Annotated in this window: 15 protein-coding genes and 1 pseudogene; 7 read left to right on the top strand and 9 right to left on the bottom strand. The window is 62.6% G+C overall.

Annotated features, from left to right (window positions below; all coding sequences use genetic code 11):
• Positions 1-10 precede the first annotated feature (10 nt).
• The 3 genes from GTW23_RS14980 to GTW23_RS14970 are packed head-to-tail and all read right to left on the bottom strand — an operon-like array spanning position 11 to position 3803.
• Entirely contained in the window at positions 11-982 is a 972-nt protein-coding gene (locus tag GTW23_RS14980) for a TAXI family TRAP transporter solute-binding subunit (RefSeq protein ID WP_252916346.1), read from the bottom strand.
• On the bottom strand, positions 979-2904 hold the full coding sequence (locus GTW23_RS14975; protein WP_252916345.1) for a TRAP transporter permease: 1926 nt from the start codon (positions 2902-2904) through the stop codon (positions 979-981). Before GTW23_RS14975 ends, GTW23_RS14980 begins: the two co-directional genes overlap by 4 nt.
• Entirely contained in the window at positions 2901-3803 is a 903-nt protein-coding gene (locus GTW23_RS14970) for an amidohydrolase family protein (RefSeq protein WP_252916344.1), read from the bottom strand. The genes GTW23_RS14975 and GTW23_RS14970 overlap by 4 nt, the downstream gene beginning before the upstream one ends.
• Before the next feature lie 173 nt (positions 3804-3976).
• On the opposite strand from GTW23_RS14970, the gene GTW23_RS14965 reads away from it, so the two are divergent.
• Positions 3977-4888, top strand: a complete 912-nt coding sequence (locus GTW23_RS14965) for a LysR family transcriptional regulator (protein ID WP_252916343.1) — start codon at positions 3977-3979, stop codon at positions 4886-4888.
• Positions 4889-5014: 126 nt separating this feature from the next.
• On the opposite strand, the gene GTW23_RS14960 is transcribed toward GTW23_RS14965, so the two are convergent.
• From GTW23_RS14960 to GTW23_RS14945, 4 genes are read right to left on the bottom strand one after another with little or no spacing between them, the layout of a single operon-like run.
• Positions 5015-6067, bottom strand: coding sequence for a 4-oxalomesaconate tautomerase (locus GTW23_RS14960; protein ID WP_252916342.1), 1053 nt, complete (start codon positions 6065-6067; stop codon positions 5015-5017).
• Positions 6060-6731 (bottom strand): 4-carboxy-4-hydroxy-2-oxoadipate aldolase/oxaloacetate decarboxylase, encoded by a 672-nt coding sequence (locus GTW23_RS14955; protein WP_252916341.1) that lies wholly within the window; start codon positions 6729-6731, stop codon positions 6060-6062. The genes GTW23_RS14960 and GTW23_RS14955 overlap by 8 nt, the downstream gene beginning before the upstream one ends.
• A gap of 1 nt (position 6732) precedes the next feature.
• Complete coding sequence (locus GTW23_RS14950; RefSeq protein ID WP_252916340.1) at positions 6733-7695, bottom strand: VOC family protein; 963 nt, start codon at positions 7693-7695, stop codon at positions 6733-6735.
• A gap of 42 nt (positions 7696-7737) precedes the next feature.
• The gene (locus tag GTW23_RS14945; RefSeq protein WP_252916339.1) at positions 7738-8472 is read right to left on the bottom strand and encodes a PIG-L deacetylase family protein; all 735 of its coding nucleotides are present in this window, start codon (positions 8470-8472) and stop codon (positions 7738-7740) included.
• Positions 8473-8630: 158 nt separating this feature from the next.
• On the opposite strand from GTW23_RS14945, the gene GTW23_RS14940 reads away from it, so the two are divergent.
• The 5 genes from GTW23_RS14940 (at position 8631) to GTW23_RS14920 (ending at position 13624) form a co-directional block, all read left to right on the top strand.
• Positions 8631-9530, top strand: coding sequence for an NAD(P)-dependent oxidoreductase (locus GTW23_RS14940; protein WP_252916338.1), 900 nt, complete (start codon positions 8631-8633; stop codon positions 9528-9530).
• Positions 9527-10699, top strand: a complete 1173-nt coding sequence (locus GTW23_RS14935) for a LysR family transcriptional regulator (protein WP_252916337.1) — start codon at positions 9527-9529, stop codon at positions 10697-10699. The genes GTW23_RS14940 and GTW23_RS14935 overlap by 4 nt, the downstream gene beginning before the upstream one ends.
• Positions 10700-10817: 118 nt before the next feature.
• On the top strand, positions 10818-11807 hold the full coding sequence (locus GTW23_RS14930) for a TRAP transporter substrate-binding protein (RefSeq protein ID WP_152009726.1): 990 nt from the start codon (positions 10818-10820) through the stop codon (positions 11805-11807).
• 7 nt (positions 11808-11814) lie between these two features.
• Positions 11815-12327 (top strand): TRAP transporter small permease, encoded by a 513-nt coding sequence (locus GTW23_RS14925; protein WP_210385786.1) that lies wholly within the window; start codon positions 11815-11817, stop codon positions 12325-12327.
• A complete protein-coding gene (locus tag GTW23_RS14920; RefSeq protein WP_252916336.1) occupies positions 12320-13624 on the top strand; it encodes a TRAP transporter large permease in 1305 nt (434 codons plus the stop codon). The genes GTW23_RS14925 and GTW23_RS14920 overlap by 8 nt, the downstream gene beginning before the upstream one ends.
• A 14-nt stretch (positions 13625-13638) precedes the next feature.
• On the opposite strand, the gene GTW23_RS14915 is transcribed toward GTW23_RS14920, so the two are convergent.
• Entirely contained in the window at positions 13639-14076 is a 438-nt protein-coding gene (locus tag GTW23_RS14915; protein ID WP_252916335.1) for a MarR family winged helix-turn-helix transcriptional regulator, read from the bottom strand.
• Positions 14077-14230: 154 nt separating this feature from the next.
• Between GTW23_RS14915 and GTW23_RS14910 the strand changes: the two genes are divergently transcribed.
• On the top strand, positions 14231-16153 hold the full coding sequence (locus GTW23_RS14910) for an FAD-binding monooxygenase (RefSeq protein WP_252916334.1): 1923 nt from the start codon (positions 14231-14233) through the stop codon (positions 16151-16153).
• 279 nt (positions 16154-16432) lie between these two features.
• Here GTW23_RS14910 and GTW23_RS14905 read toward each other — a convergent pair.
• Positions 16433-16614 (bottom strand): annotated as a pseudogene (locus GTW23_RS14905) (gfo/Idh/MocA family oxidoreductase); the annotation flags it as partial.

Here is a 16614-nt window from a genome sequence, read left to right as displayed (position 1 = left end):
CACCACGGTGTCATTTGCCGACAGAAATCCCGGCTTCCGCAAAATAGCGCAGGGCGCCTGCGTGATAGGGCACGGAAGACGCCGGCGCCATCGTCTTGGGGTCAAAGCCCCCGAAGGCGCCGAACGATGCCTTCAAGGCTTCCTTGTTCTCGGCGATCGCCTTGGTCAGACGGTAGACGAGATCCTCGTCCACCTTGTTGTTTGTCATCAGCACCCAGGGAATGCTCATCAGGTTGGCCGGGTGGTTCTGCAAACCGTTGACCTTTTCGTTCTGCTCGCGGGACACGAGCTTGCCGGCAGGGAGGTATTCCTTGAATGCGGCCGTACCTGCTTCGGATGAATCCTGGGAGATGTAGCACAGCCCGCCCCGGTCCTGCAGCTTGACCGAAGCCTGTTGCCCCGCGCCCGCATTGAGCGACACAAGGGCGATGTCGACGAGCCCGTCGCCCAGCGCGTCGATGCCGGCGACGAAACTCGCCACCGGTACCTGCTGGAAGTCGTCATAGCTCATCCCGCCATTCGCCAGCCCGCCGGCGATGTAGAACTTGATGATCGTCGAGGACGTGTATTCCGACGCAATCCGCAGATCGGCGGCCCGTGCCTTGACATCGGCGATGGTGGCGAGCCCAAGATCACAAGGCGCCATCATGCCGGTGACCAGGTTGAACATGGTGCCGACAAGCTGAATGTCGGGGCTGGCCCGGTCGTAATTCCCGGTCCCGGTGACCGCGTATTCGGTTTCGATGAGGTTTGAGAAGCCGAAGTCGACCTCGCCATTGCTGATCAGCGGCAGATAGCCGACAAGCGGCTGGGTGCGACCGGTAATTCCAGCATCGTTGGCGACCTTGGCGACCGCCTGCCCGGTGTTGTAGGCCAGTGTGCCCTGTGCGCCCGAGGCGATGGTCACCACCTGTGCGCTGGCAGCACTGGCGAGGCCGATGCTGATGGCGCCTGCGGCAATCAGGCTAACGAACTTGGTCATGATTGAATTCCTCCCTTGGTGTTTTCATGATGGAACCTGCCCCGTAAGGCGAGCAGCAGGGCAAGGACGAGACAGAGCCCGGCTGCTATTTCGTGAAAGATGTCGCCGGCCGGCAGGAAGCCGAGTGGCAGGGTGCAGAGACCGAGCACCACAACAAGCCCGCGCAACGGCAGGTTCAATGGCCCGCTCCAGTAGCCGACGATCCCGCTCGTGACGGCGATGATGCCGATGACGGAGAGCGCCATCATCAGCCCCATCCGTGCCGTCTCCCCCTCCATCAGCAGTTCCGGCGTGGCCACGAATAGGAAAGGGATGATGAAAGCTGCCCAGCCGATGCGCATCGAGGCAACGCCGGTCAGAAGCGGGTCGTCCCTGGTAATCGTCGCCGCCGCGAAAGCAGCCAGCGCAACCGGCGGCGTGATCATCGACAGCATCCCGAAATACAGAATGAACAGATGCGCGGCCATCGGCGTGATTCCGGCCTGGACCAGCGAAGGTGCGACCAGCGCGGCCAGAAGCACGTAGACCCCCGAGGTCGGCATGCCCATGCCGAGTATGATGCAGATCGCTGCCGATGCGATGAGCAGCAGGCTCAGATTGGACCCCACCGTGTCGACAAGAACCAGGGTCAGCGCAAAGCCGAGGCCGGTGATGTTGAGAACCCCGATGACGAAGCCCGCGGCGGCAACGACGAGGATCAGGTTGATCATGGCGATACCGGTGTCGACGAAGACCCGACCCAGCGTGCGCAGTGTGAGCCGCTCGCCGCGATAACCCCGCAGGAAACCGACGCCGACAATCGCGACGGAGGAGAGCAGAGCGGACTCCTCGGGATCCATTCGCCAGACGAACAATGCCAGCAGCAATACGGCGAAGGGCAGGATGAAATGCCAGCCCTCGCGCAGCACCTGCCGGGGTGTGAGCCCATCAGTATCCGCGGAGGCAATCTTGTCACGCGCGGCTATCAGATCCACCTGGGTGAAAACAGCGAGATAGTAGAGTGCGGCCGGCAGCAGGGCTGCGCCGGCCACGGCCAGGTATGGGATATCGAGAAACTCGGCCATCAGGAACGCGGCGGCTCCCATGATCGGCGGCGTCAGCTGGCCGCCAGTCGAGGCGACGGCCTCGATCGCGCCGGCATCGCGCTTGGAATAGCCGCCCCGGTTCATCAGCGGGATGGTGACGACGCCGGTGGTGACGACATTTGCGACCGCCGAGCCTGAGATCGAGCCGAACAGCGCTGACCCGACGACCGAGATCTTGGCGCTTCCGCCGCGCGTCCGCCCGGTAGCAGCCATCGCCAGGTCGGTAAAAAAATTTCCGCCGCCCGCCGCTAAGAGCAACTGGCCGAAGAAGACAAAGAGCATCACCACGATCGTGCCGACCGCCAGCGGTGTGGAGAAAACCGCGTTGGGATCGAAGCCCGCATACTGGACCAGCCGCTCCGGGCTCAGTTCCTTGCCGATCAGCCGTCCCGGCACCTTGTCGGCAACGAGCGCATAGACAAGAAAAAGGCTGACAATCGAAAACAGCATAAGTCCCGCACGGCGGCGCACGCCTTCCAGAACGGCAAGGGTAACGACGGTGCCGATCACAGTGATCTGCCAGGGCCGGTAGGCCTGTTCCTGCAGCAGCCAGGCAAAGTCCCAGGCGGCATACATCAGCGTGACAAAGGCGATCGCGGCAATGGTGCCGTCGACCCAGCCAACCCGCGTCTTGTCCTGTCCATTGAACCCGAAACGCAGATAGGCGACCGCCAGCGCAATGCCGAGCTGGAAGGCCATGTACTGCTGCGGGAGGATCGCCAGACCCAGACGTGTCGGGGCCTTGATGTTCCAAAGGATGCAGGCGACGATCATTGTGCTCGCCAGGCCAGCGACGAGAATCCGGTTCAACGAAGAGGCCTGTGCACCGGGGGTCAAGGCTGCATCTCCTCGGGCCAGTAGAGCCGCATCGGGTTGGTGACAAGCAGGGCCTGTTGCAGGGACTCCGTGGGAGCGATGCGCGGAATGAGATCGGTCAGGACCCCGTCGTCCGGCATGTGCGTTTCCATGTTCGGATGAGGCCAGTCGGTGCCCCAGAGGACGCGGTCGGGGAACGTTGTCACCAGGCGATGGGCGAAGGGCACGACATCGTCATAGGGTGGACCGGATACGGTAAGCCGTTCCGGACAGGAAACCTTGACCCAGATCTGCTGATTGCGCTCCATGAGTTCAATGAAACGGGCAAACTCGGGACCGTCGGCGCCCTTTGTGACATCGGGGCGTCCCATGTGGTCGACGACAATCCTGCCCGGCAACCGGCCCAGAAGCGGTGCGACGGTTGCGAGGTCTTGCGCCTCAAAATAGACCACGACATGCCAGCCGAGCGGCTGAACTCTTTGCGCGATCCGTTCAAACACCGCGTGCGGCGTATCATCGACCAGCCGCTTGAGGAAGTTGAACCGCACGCCGCGTACGCCGGCCCGGTCAAGGGCATCGAGTTCCGGATCGGTGACGTCGGCGCCGACAACGGCGACACCGCGGGCCCGTCCATCGGAGGTGGCAAGCGCGTCGACGAGAGCGTCATTGTTGCGGCCATGGCATGTGGCCTGAACAATCACGTTGCGTGAAAAACCGAGATAATCGCGCAGCCGGAACAGTTGCTCCTTGGGAGCGTCGACCGGTGTATACTTCCGCTCGGGCGCGAAGGGAAAGCGCGTTGCCGGTCCGAATACGTGGCAATGCGCATCGACCGCGCCCTCGGGCACCCGGAAATCGGGACGCTTTGGAGTGGCGCAATAGGACAGATAACCTGCAGCCCCCAAATCAGAAACACTCATGCAAACCGGCCGTGCAGGTAATGCATCATCTATACTCCTCCTCAATGTCACCCGTGGGCGACGCCTTGCCTCCTCAGCAAGGATCATGGAACCGTAGGTTTCAAGTGTACATTTGGCAAATTTTTGTTGTATGTTATTATCATCATTTCAAATGATAGTGGACGTGGCATGCCATGCTGAGAACCTTCGACATGAACCTGCTGCTGGTCTTCAACACGCTGATGGAAGAGCGCAGTGTGACAAGGACCGGAGAGCGGCTTGGCCGCACACAGTCGGCGATCTCGAATTCCCTCAAGCGTCTGCGGGATGCGCTGGACGATCCGCTGTTTGTGCGTGAAGGCGCCGGTCTTGTACCGACCCCGCGGGCGGAAGCCATGGCACCCGAAGTCGAGCAGATCGTCAGGCGGGTCGAGCTTTGCCTCCGGCAGGAAACAGAAATCGATCTGGCAACCGACAGTTCGCATTTCGTGATCGGCGCTCCTGATCGGCTGAGCCTGCCAATCTTCCTGCCGGTCATGCGCACGATGCACGCAATCGCCCCGAACATGCGGCTTGATCTGCGAACGTCCGACCGGGATGTTTCGATCCGCCTGCTGGCCAGTGGAGAAATCGATCTTGCCCTGGGCTGGTTCGATGATCTGCCGACGAGCATGTTGCGCTCGGTTGCGTTTTCCGAGGACCTGGTCTGCCTGTGCCGAAAGGGACACCCGATCCTGCGCGCAGAAGGGGCCGCCGATTTCCAGTCGCTTCTGTCCTATCCGCATCTGGTGGTCCGCTCGGGCGGCGGACGTCACGCGGCCTTTGATGCGATTCTGTCCCGCTTCGGCCATGCGCGGCACGTGCAGACGGCCTTGACCAACTTCACCCTGGTACCGCATCTTCTGCGCGACAGCAATCAAGTGGGTGTCTTCACCAAGCGAACCGCGGATTACTTTGCCGAGAACTACGAGCTGGCAGTGATCCCCATACCGCTGGAAATCGCGCCGATCTCGCATGAGATCGTCTGGCATCGACGCTTCACCCATGATCCGGCTCATCGCTGGTTGCGCGACTACATCCAGAAGGCCTGTTCGGCGCAAGGATGACAGTGCCTGGCAGACAGCCGCCCCCGGCCCCTGCCCCAGACATTCCCGGTTGACGCGTAGCCTTGCGTCCGCATCCGCGCAATGCATCAGTCGCCTCCGCCAGAATGAGCACAAGCTGTTAATTGCTCATACCTGGTAGACCCGACCATCCATGAGCTTGCGCGCCGTCCGCAATATGCCTGCACCGGATACGCCGCCCGTTGCGTCCTGCTCTATCAGGACTTCTGTCACACCTGTCGGATGTTCGATTGCGTATCGCCCGTCGGACGGAATGGACGCGCACGCGTGAGCCGGAGATCCGTGGAGCAGGCACGCGGTTGCGACGCTGACGGCGGCGAAGACGCCGATCGTGGCATGGCACCTATGCGGAATGAAACTACGGGTGCTGATCGCGCCGCCGGAGCGGGCTTCAGAGACCAGGGTCATCTTCGGCACGGACTTGTCCTTGACGTCCCCCAGGTTCATCAGCGGGCCGGCGACAAGCCGGATCGCCTCAAGTCGGGCCTTCAGAGTTGCATTGCCGTCGAGTTCCTCTCTCGTCTCGCCGCCCGTGACACCCAGATCGGAGGCCCGCATGATTACGCAGGGCATTCCGTTGTCGATCAGCGTGCACTCGATGCCGTCGATGACATCGACATTGTTGCCGGTCGGCAGCAGGGTCCCGCACATCGATCCGGCAATGTTGTTAAACATCAGCGGAACCGGCGCATGGGTGCCGGGAACCCCGTCGATGGCGGCACTCCCCTCGTAGCTCACCTTGCCGCCGGGTGTCGAAATCTGGGCGGTGGCGACCTCACCCGTGTTGAGCATGTGGATGCGCACCGGCGTGGTCTCGCCGGAAACCGCGACGAGGCCTCGCTCTATCGCTGCCGGGCCGACCGCCGCCAGGATATTGCCGCAGCCCTGCGCATCGGACACCAGCGCCTGATCGACAAAGACCTGGAGAAACAGGTAGTCGACATCAGCATCCGCGCGCGTGGAGGGCGACAGAATGGCGACCTTCGAGGTCAGCGGATCAGCCCCGCCAATGCCGTCGATCTGGCGCGGATCCGGTGAACCCATGATCCTGAGCAGCAGCGCATCCCGCTCGGCCGGAGTGTCGGGAAGGTCGCGCTTGAGAAAATAGGCACCTTTCGAGGTGCCGCCGCGCATCCACAGGCAGGCAATGCCGTCAGACATATTTCAGGCCCTTTTCGGCAAGCCGCGGACGCATGTCGTAGATGTCGAGGCCGAGTTCGCCCGCGGCAAGCCGCGCGCGTTTTGCCTCCTCGGCATCGAGCCGCTTCGCGGTGGCGGCCATGACGGTTTCGGCATTGGCACGGGGAACAACGCAGGCCCCGTCATCGTCTGCGATGATGATATCGCCCGGATTGACCAGGGCGCCGGCGCACACGAGTGGCACATTCACGCTGCCCAATGTCTCCTTGACCGTGCCCTGCGCCGAAACCGCCGTCGACCAGACGCCAAACCCCATCCTGCGAAGATCCCGCGTGTCGCGTACGCCGGCATCAATGATGAGGGCTCTGCAGCCGCGGGCCATGGCGGAGGTTGCCAGCAGGTCGCCGAAATAGCCCATGTCGCAGGGGGCGGTCGGCGCCAGCACCATGATGTCGCCCTCCTGCAATTGCTCGATGGCCACATGGATCATCCAGTTGTCGCCGGGTGCGGCGGAGATTGTCACCGCCGATCCGGCGATGGCGAGATCCTGCTGGATCGGGCGCATGTTCGGCTTCATCAGCCCGGTGCGGCCCTGCGCCTCGTGCACGGTGGCGACGCCGGCTTCGCCCAGCCGCCTGATGAGCTCGGCGTCGGCGCGATCGATAGTCTGTCTGACAACTGGCACTTCAATGATCCTTCTTGACCGGAGGGGTTCCGTGGGTGTGGAAACTCTCGATTGTCTTCAGGCCCCAGGCCTGGCCCTTCCTGCGGTCGGCCTCGGTCCAGACCACCGGTTCCCAATCGGGCTGCAGGATCAGCCGGGCGCCGGAGTTCGCCAGTTCGACGCGGTTGCCCGCGGGCTCCCAGACATAGAGAAAGAACGTGCCCTGGACGGCGTGCTTGTGCGGTCCCGTTTCGATGTGAACGCCGTTCTCGAGAAAGATGTCGGCGGCGCGCAATATGTCCTCGCGGGAATCGGTGGCGTAGGTGACGTGGTGAAGGCGCCCGCTGCCGCCGCCATGCTCTTCGGTGCAGGCCAGGTCATAGGTCTTGTTGTTGATGGTGAACCAGCAGCCGCCAAGGCGGCCATTGTCGAGCTGGATGATCTCGGTCACACGCGAGCCCAGGCATGTTTCCATGAACTCCCGGAACTCGGACACATCGGTCGCCAGCAGGTTGAGATGGTCGATGCGGCGCGGACAGGCGCCGGTGGCGTGAAACCGGCTTGCCATATTCTTGAGCGCCGGCTTATGCGCTGCATCCGGCCGGTACCTGACGGTGTCCCAGTAGATCTCGAACACATGGCCGAACGGATCCTCGAAGCGGTAGGCCCGGCCGTGACCGAGATCGCCATCCACCCATCCGAGGCTCTTGAAGCGGCTTGCCTCGATGGCGACGACCCGCCGCTTGAGGGCTTCGGGCGAAGAGGCGCGATAGGCGATATGCCCGACACCAGTGGTGTGATGCCGTGTCAGTTTCAGGCTGTGAAACTCGTAATCATCCCAGGCCCTCAGATAGGCCGAGGTCTCGTCCTGGCCCGAAACGGTCAGGCCGTAGACCCGTGTGAAGAAGTCGAGGCTTTCCTCGAACCTGTCCGTGTACATCTCGACATGGGCCAGGTGTGCGATGTCGAAGCAGGGTTCAGACATGGGATACTCCAGTGATTTCAGGTCCGCCGCGAAATCCTGACATCAAAGCTCGTCCACCGTGCGCGGGAAGATCGATTCAAACCCTTCGGCATATTTGCAGTCGCGGCCACCGGACTGACCGCCGGAATTGCGCTTGAAATGATTGGCGCGTTGTTGCGCCACGCGGGTGTAATACTCCCAGAGATGCTCCTGGCCCTGCATGCACTCGATCGCCGCGCGCTTTTTCTCCCACACCGGGGTGATGTCCAGAAACGTGTCCGGCTTCCATCCCATCTGCTCGGTCTGGTGCGGCTCGAACAGGTAGAGCTGCGGCGCGCCAAGCACCTTCTCGCCCGGATTGTGTCCCCAGGCCTGGGCGATCATCCGGCACTCGAGCGCCACCTGTGTCGTGTAGCTGTGATCGGTGTTGTACGGGTCGTATTTCGAGTGCGACAGCATGAAGGCCGGCTGGACCTTGCGGATGACGTCGACCACCTGGTTCTTGTCGTCGCGGGAAAGCTCCAGCGGATAATCGCCGAGATCGAGGCACACCAGCTCATGCACGCCCAGCGCCTTCGCCGCCTCTTCGGCTTCCTTGCGGCGGGCGTCTTTCACCGCCTGCAGGGTCATGCCCGGCTGTTTCCAGAGTTTGGCGCTCTCGCCGCGTTCGCCAAACGACAGGCAGAGCACGGTGACGTCGTATCCAAGCTCGGCATGCGCGGCGATGGCGCCGCCGCAGCGCCAGACGAAATCGGCCGCGTGAGCGCTGATGACCAGCGCGGTCTTCTTCATTGACATCGGGTTTTCTCCAATCCGGTTGCGCGAATTTTGCGCATTCACGCTGTCTTGGGCAATTTCAATGCGGCGCGCATCACATAAGAAATTGCTATAGTGGGTGGATTGGCCGCAGGCGTTCTGCCAGACTTCCGGCCACTGAAAGGCAAGAGAGCGGAACCATGGCAAATCTCGGCAGCGGAGTGGCGATCATCGGATTCGGGGAGGCTGCGGAAGCCTTTGTGTCCGGCTGGCGCGAGAGAAACGATGGCGCGATCTCCTGCTACGATCTGAAAATCGGCAAGCCGGGAGAGCGGGACACACTAAAGCTCAGGGCAGACAGGCTGGGCGTCAGGATCTGCGGCTCGCAAGCCGAAGCGCTCGCGGGCGCCCAGGCGGTTTTCAGCCTGGTTACAGCCGACCAGGCCCTGGTGGCGGCGCAAGACTGTGCGCCGCACATCCCCGCCGGCACGGTTTGGTTTGATTGCAATTCCTGTTCGCCGGGAACGAAGCGGCAGGCAGCAGAGGTGATTGAGGCAGCGGGAGGCATCTATGTCGATGTCGCCGTGATGGCGCCGGTTCATCCCAAACGGCACCGGACGCCGCTGCTGGTCTCCGGCCCCGGGGCGGTCGATGCCATGCTGTTGCTCGAGGCGCTGGACATGCAGCCGCGACATGCCGGCGACGCGGTGGGGCAGGCCTCGGCGATCAAGATGTTTCGTTCGGTCATGATCAAGGGGTTTGAGGCCCTGACAGCAGAATGCCTGCTTGCGGCGCGGCGGGCCGGTGTCGAAGCCGAAGTGCTACACTCCCTGCAGGCGTCCGATCCGGGCATCGACTGGGCAAAACGGTCGGCCTACAATCTCGAGCGCATGATGGTTCATGGCGAACGCCGGGCCGCGGAAATGCGGGAAGTGGCCCGCACCGTCACCGAGCAGGGTTTGCCGTCGCGCATGTCGGACGCGATCACCGATTGGCAGGCCGAGATCGCCGGTCTCGGGCTGGCCGGTGGCAGCGCCGATGTCGGTGAGCGTGCCGACCGCATCCTGAATGCCATTCTTTCGGACAAGCCTGTGCCATGAAGCACAATATTCGCCACTTGCGGATCTTCCTGGCGGTCTCGAACCTGGCGTCGATCAGCAAGGCCGCCCGCGATTGCGGCCTGTCCCAGCCGGCGGTCACCCAGGCGATCAACAAGATCGAGGCGGAACTCGATGCGGCGCTGTTCGACCGCACGCCACAGGGCGTCTTCGCCACCGCGTTGGGCAGGCTCCACGCGGAGCGCATCGGCCGGGCCTTGTCCCTCATCGACGAGGCGTTCGCATCGGTTGCGCCGCGATTGCGGGTTACGGCGACGGCGTCGCAGCTCGAAGCCCTGATTGCGGTTCGCGAAACCGGCAACTTCACTCTTGCTGCCAGGCGGCTTGGGATCGCCCAGCCAACCGTTCACCGGGCCGTCAGCCAGCTCGAAAAAGAAGCGGTGCGGCCGCTTTTCGAGCGAACGTCCACAGGCATTGTCGCTACGCGGGCCGGGCAGTTGCTTGCCAGTGCAGCGCGGTTGATGGATGCGGAACTGATGCAGGCGGACATGGAAATCGCCGAAGCGCTCGGCCGTGAAACCGGCCGCATCGTGGTCGGCGCCATGCCTCTGTCCAGGGCCTATCTCCTGCCAAAGGTCATCGCCCGGTTCAGGCAGGCATGGCCGAGACTGCCGCTGCGCATACTTGACGGGCCCTACGACGAAATGATTTCCGGCTTGCGCAACGGCGAAGTCGATTTCCTGATCGGCGCCTTGCGCGATCCGGCCCCGATTGGCGACATCGAGCAGACGCCGCTGTTTGACGACACGCTCGCAATCGTTGCCGGTCCCGCCCATCCGCTTGTGGGGCGATCATCCATCGGTGTCGGCGACCTGCTCGACTATCCATGGGCTGTGGCCGCCGCGGGCACACCGACGCGCAAGCATTTTGAGGACATGTTCACCGGTACCGGCCACACGGTGCCCGATCGGATTGTCGAAACCGCGTCGCACATTCTCATTCGCGAATTGCTGTTAAACAGCGACCACCTCGGCTGCGTTTCCGCCCTCCAGGCAGAGGCCGAGATAGAAGCCGGCAGAATTGCACGGATCGATTTTGAATTGCCGGACACCGCGCGGGCGATCGGAATAACCACCCGCCGCGGCTGGAAACCAACGGCTTCGCAAGCCACGCTGATCGATCTGGTCAGTAACTACAGACCTTCGCTATAGCCATTAATTATGGCCTCCGCACGTCTTTGAAATGGTTTCACTCCCGGCGGACTTGTAGAAATCGGAGACATTTCGAGCAGCCGGGTCAATGGCTGGATGTCTCTCAGGGAGGAATGCAATGTCTGTTTCCAGAACCATCACCGGTGCCGTCGCTGTACTGGGCATCATCACCGGAGCCGTCTCGGCGGCCGAGTTGAAACTGGCTGATTTTCAGCCGCCCACCCACTTCGTCGTCGACAAGGTCTACAAGCCGTTTGCGGAAAAGATCGCAAAGGAAACCAATGGCGAAGTGACGGTCAGCGTCTTCATGGGCGGCGAACTCGGCCCGGGCCCGAGAGAGCAGTACAATCGTGCCGTCGACGGCGTCACCGACATCGCCTTCGGCCTGCCCGGCTACACCGCATCGAACTTCCCCCAGACGCTGCTGACGGAGCTTCCCGGCGTGATTTCCGCAGACACGGGCACGGCGCAGATCCTCAAGAACATCGACATGCTGTCGGATGAGTACAAGCGCGTGGCGCTGGTGGGCATCTGGAACAATGCGCCGAATGTCATCTTCACGGCATCAAAGCCGGTCCGCACGCTTGAAGACCTCAAGGGTCTCAAGATCAGGGTCCCGTCGCGCAATGCCGGCCTCGTGGTTGAAGGCTGGGGCGCAACCCCGGTATCGATGCCGGCTCCCGACATCTACAACGCGATGCAGACCGGCGTCATCGACGGCGCCATGACCGACGCCACCACGCTCGGCGCGTTCAAGCTCGCCGAAGTGACGCAGTTCATCACCACCGGCATGGAAACCACGATCTCGAGCTTCTTCCTGATCATGAACCGCGACAGCTTCGGCGATCTGAGCGAAGACCAGCAGAAAGTCGTGCTGGAAGCCGGCCGTGAAGCCTCCGTAAACGGCAACCAGGCCTGGCTCGGCATCGCCGACAAGGCGCTTGCCGGCTTCGCGTCTGCAGACGGCAAGGAAGTGATCACGCTTTCCGCCGACGAGGCGGCGAAGTTCAACGCCGCATCGGCGCCGGTTGTCGACACGGTGATCGGCGAGGCCGAGGCCGCGGGCATCAAGGCCAAGGCATTTGTCGACGCCCTGAAGAGCATGTGAGCAAGTCGTGAAAAACGCGCGAACCGACCTGGTCCATTCGACATCCGTCGAATGGACTGTCCGCGTGCTCACCCTTGCATCGTCGCTGGCGCTGGCCGTGCTTCTGGTGGTGACGTTTGCCGGTGTCGTCATGCGCTATGCCTTCAATGCTCCCATCCTCGGCAACAACGAAATCATCGAGATGGCTTCGGTCGTGCTGGTGATGCTGGCGATGCCGAGCGCGGCACAGAAGGAATTGCATATCCGCGTCGATGTGTTTGACGGCATGATCGGCGCCTTCGGCCGGTTTGCCGGCGACATCCTGGCGCGCGGCATCTCGATCTACCTGCTGGCGCTGCTGGGCTGGCGCTCCTGGGGAAAGCTTGCCGACGCCGCCGAATATGGCGACGCCACCAACATGCTCAGCATCCCGCTTTGGCCCTTCTACGGACTGCTGGTCCTCGGAGCGGCCCTCTACGCCCTCGTGCTGGCAATCCAGCTCGTGGACATCATCCGGTCAGGAGTGGCCCGCAGTGAGTGATTTGGTGATCGGGCTCGGTGGCCTTGCGATGATGTTCGCCCTCATGGTGTTCCGCATGCCGGTGGGAATGGCCATGCTGGCCGCCGGCTATTTCGGAACCGTCCTGATCAGCGGCGCCCGGTCGGCCAACGCGCTGCTCGTTACGGAAACCTTCTCGGCCGCTTCAAACTACAGTCTGACTGTGATTCCGCTGTTCATCCTGATGGGAAACATCGCCTCCGTCGCCGGATTCAGCAGCCGTCTGTATGAGGCAGCCTTTGCCTGGGTCGGTTTTCTGCGCGGCGGACTGGCCTCGGCATCGATCATCGGATGTGCCGCTTTCGCGGCGGTCAGCGGCTCGTCCGTGGCGACAGCCGTGACCATCGGCAAGGTTGCGTTGCCCGAAATGAAGCGCTTCAGATACTCCGACGCGCTGGCGACGGGCGCCATTGCCGCGGGCGGCACTCTCGGCTTTCTCATCCCGCCATCCACCGGTTTCGTGCTCTACGCGATCCTGACCGAGGAAAGCATCGGCCAGCTCTTCATGGCAGGCATATTGCCCGGGCTCTTGCTCACCGCGCTGTTCATGGCAGCCGTGGCGCTGGTCACGCTGAAAGACCCTGAAGCCGGTCCACGCGGGGAATGGGTGTCGATATCGATGCGGATGCGTGCCCTGATGCGCGCCCTGCCGCTGGTCACGGTGATCATCGTTTCCATCGGCGGCATCTATCTCGGTGTCTTCACACCCGTCGAAGCTGCCGGTATCGGTGCCGGGCTGGTCATCCTGATGGCAATCGGCATGCGCAAGCTCGATTGGCGCATGCTCCAGCAGGCCGTCAGTGACACCGTTGGCACCACGGCCATGCTCTATCTCATCGTCATCGGCGCGAGCGTGCTCAACCCGTTCCTGGCGCTGACCCACGTACCGGCCATGCTGGGCGAAGCCATGACATCGGCGGGTCTCGGCCCTTACGGCGTCCTGTTGCTGATCATCATCGCCTATCTGGTGCTCGGCATGTTCATGGACGGCCTGGCCATGCTGGTCGTCACGATCCCGATCTTCTTTCCGATCATCACCGGCCTTGGGTTCGATCCGATCTGGTTCGGCGTGGTTGCGGTCATCGTCATCGAGATGGGCATGATCACGCCCCCGGTCGGGCTGAATGTCTTCGTGGTCAAGAGCGTCGCCCAGGACGTGCCGATGGCCACGATCTTCCGCGGCGTGATACCGTTCTGGGTCGCAATGGCCGTCTGCCTGCTGGCGGTCATCGTCTTTCCGCAGATCGCGCTGACGATCCCCTCGGCGATGTTCCGGTAGGCTGGCGAAACACCCTACCCGACACTGCCGGCGGTTCTGGCCGCCTTGGCGGCAAGCTCGACGAACAGCTGGTATTCGGTCTCGTCGAGGCCGGGGAGAATGTCGGTCTGGAGCTCCTCCACCAGCGGCTTGAGCGCCGCGACCAGGGCTTCTCCCTCGTCCGTCAGTGCCAGGATGCGCGCGCGCTTGTCCTGCGCATTCACCTTCCGGCTGACCAGACCTTTCTGCTCCAGACGGTCGGCCACGGCGCCGATTGTTGCCCGGTCCTTGGCCACCGCATCGGCCAGTCCGGCCTGGTCGATCCCGGGGCTCTCGCGGATCGCATCGAGAGCGGCAAACTGCACCGGCGTAAGGTCGAACCCCGCCTCCCTGGTGCGGGTCATGAAGACATGGGTCGAGATCTGATGCAGCCGCCGGATCAGGTGTCCGGGCATTCTCGATACATGTGTCATCGTCTCTCCGTTTCTTCGCATAACATCGGAACGCGGCATCGGCACCGGCGCGCCCGGCGCCAGCTTACCCCAAATTGATAATTACACATACTATTTGCCTTGCGGGCATTTTCGGGATAATAGTAAGTCTACATATTAATTTGGAGGAGCGTTCATGCAGTACCATCTCGACGGATTTCGCCCCGGGGACCCCGAAGTGTCCGATGCCGCTGCGGGCCGGCCGGTTTCCGATCCGGATTTTGACGCGCCTGTCGATGTCCTGATCGTCGGCTCCGGACCTGCGGGGCTGACGCTTGCCGCCCAGCTCGCCGCCTTCCCGGAAATCACGACACGGATTGTCGAGCGCAGGTCCGGTCCAATGGACAAGGGACAGGCTGACGGGATTTCCTGCCGCTCGATGGAAATGTTCAATGCCTTCGGCTTTGCCGAAAAGATCCTCAAACAGGGCTACTGGGTCAACGAGACGACGTTCTGGAAACCCGATCCCCGGGCGCCAGAACAGATCGTCCGCAATGGCCGCATCCAGGACGTCGAGGACGGCCTCTCGGAAATGCCGCACATGATTCTCAACCAGGCCCGCGTGCACGACATGTATCTTGAGGTCATGCGCAATTCGCCCTCCCGGCTCGAGCCCGATTATTCCCTCCAGCTTGCCGGACTGACCGTCGATCCGGCGGCTGGCGACTTCCCGGTGACGGCCACGCTCGAAAGGCTCGATCCCGGCCGTGAAGGCGAGACGGTCGAGCTCAAGGCGCGCTACGTCGTGGGCTGCGACGGCGCGCGCAGCGCCGTGCGCAAGGCGATCGGCCGCAAGCTTGAAGGCGATTCGGCCAACCAGGCCTGGGGTGTCATGGATGTGCTGGCGGTCACGGACTTCCCCGATATCCGCTGCAAGACGCTGATCCAGTCAGCCAGCGAGGGCAACATCATCATCATCCCCCGCGAGGGTGGATATCTGATCCGGCTCTACATCGAGCTCGACAAGCTTAAATCCGATGAACGCGTGGCAAGCCGCAACATCACCGTCGACCATCTGGTCGCCGCTGCGCAACGCATCTTCCGGCCCTATTCGATCGACGTGAAGCAAGTGGTCTGGTGGTCGGTCTACGAGATCGGCCAGCGCCTGACCGACAAGTTTGACGATGTTCCCGAAAGCGAAGCTGGCTCCCGCCTGCCGCGTGTCTTCATCTGCGGTGACGCCTGCCACACCCATAGCCCGAAGGCGGGTCAGGGCATGAATGTGTCGATGGGCGACGGGTTCAATCTCGGTTGGAAACTGGCCTCGGTGTTGCGGGGTCTCTGTCCCGCGGACATCCTGCACAGCTATTCCGCCGAGCGGCAGGCAGTGGCGCAGGACCTGATCGACTTCGACCGGGAGTGGTCGCGCATCATGAGCGAGCCACCAGAAGCCGGCGACGGCGACAACGGCGAGGCGCCGCGGTTCCAGCGCTACTTTATCCAGCATGGCCGTTACACCGCCGGCATGTCGGTCAGGTACGGGGAATCGCGGCTGACCGGCGGCGACCGGTGGCAATCGCTTGCCACCGGCTTCGAGATCGGCACGCGGTTCCATTCCGCCCCCGTCGTCCGCCTCGCCGACGCCAAGCCGGTTCAACTCGGCCATGTCGTCCACGCGGACGCGCGCTGGCGGCTCTTTGCCTTTTGTCCCAATGAGGATCCGTCATCGGCCGGTTCGGCGATTGCCCGGCTGTGCCGCTTCCTGTCTGAAGATCCCGCATCGCCAGTGCGCCGCTTCACCCGCCCGGACCAGGATATCGATGCGGTGTTCGATGTCCGCGCGATCTTCCAGCAGGGCACGCACGAGCTTGCGCTTGAAGCGCTGCCGGCCTTTCTCAAGCCGCAAAAGGGCAGCCTCGGCCTTGTCGATTACGAGAAGATGTTCTGCCCCGATCTCAAGCAGGGCCCGAACATCTTCGATATGCGCGGCATCGACAGAAGCGAGGGATGCCTGGTGATCGTGCGCCCCGACCAGTATGTCGCCCATGTCCTGCCGCTCGATGCCCATGACCAACTGGCAGCCTTCTTCGACGGTTTCATGAAGGAACAGGCACCTTGAACCCACGGGGATAAGGCCAGAGAACAAGACTGGCGGTGGGAGCCCTTCGAATTGCCTCGACATAGGAGTTCAATCGGAACATCCGCTCCTACGCACCCGGGCCATGCAAGCCGTCAGACTGAATCCCGCCCCGAGCGAGCGGGGCGGCAATGGGCTTGAAACCCGTCTTGCAAAGCCCTTGCCGTGGCATCCGTTATAGAGCTGCCGCGGTACATCCCGACAAAGACCGGTCCCGGGAAGAATGGAATCGCCGCCCGCTTCGCTGTTGCGTACGTGCTGCTACCGCTTCATATAATTTCCGAACTTGACCCATGCGCCGCCGCGTTTGGAAGATTCGACGCAGGCGGTGACGAAGGCGACGCCTGCCAGGCCCTCTTCGATGCCGGGATAGATGACGCCTTCGGGGGCAGGCTTGCCGTCGCGATGCGCGATGATGGCTTCGGCCGCCTCGTTGTAGATGG

This window comes from Parahoeflea alexandrii (assembly GCF_024105735.1).
GTDB lineage: Bacteria > Pseudomonadota > Alphaproteobacteria > Rhizobiales > Rhizobiaceae > Hoeflea > Hoeflea alexandrii.
Note: the sequence above shows the minus strand (reverse complement) of the source record. Positions and strands in the feature narration are given on the sequence as shown.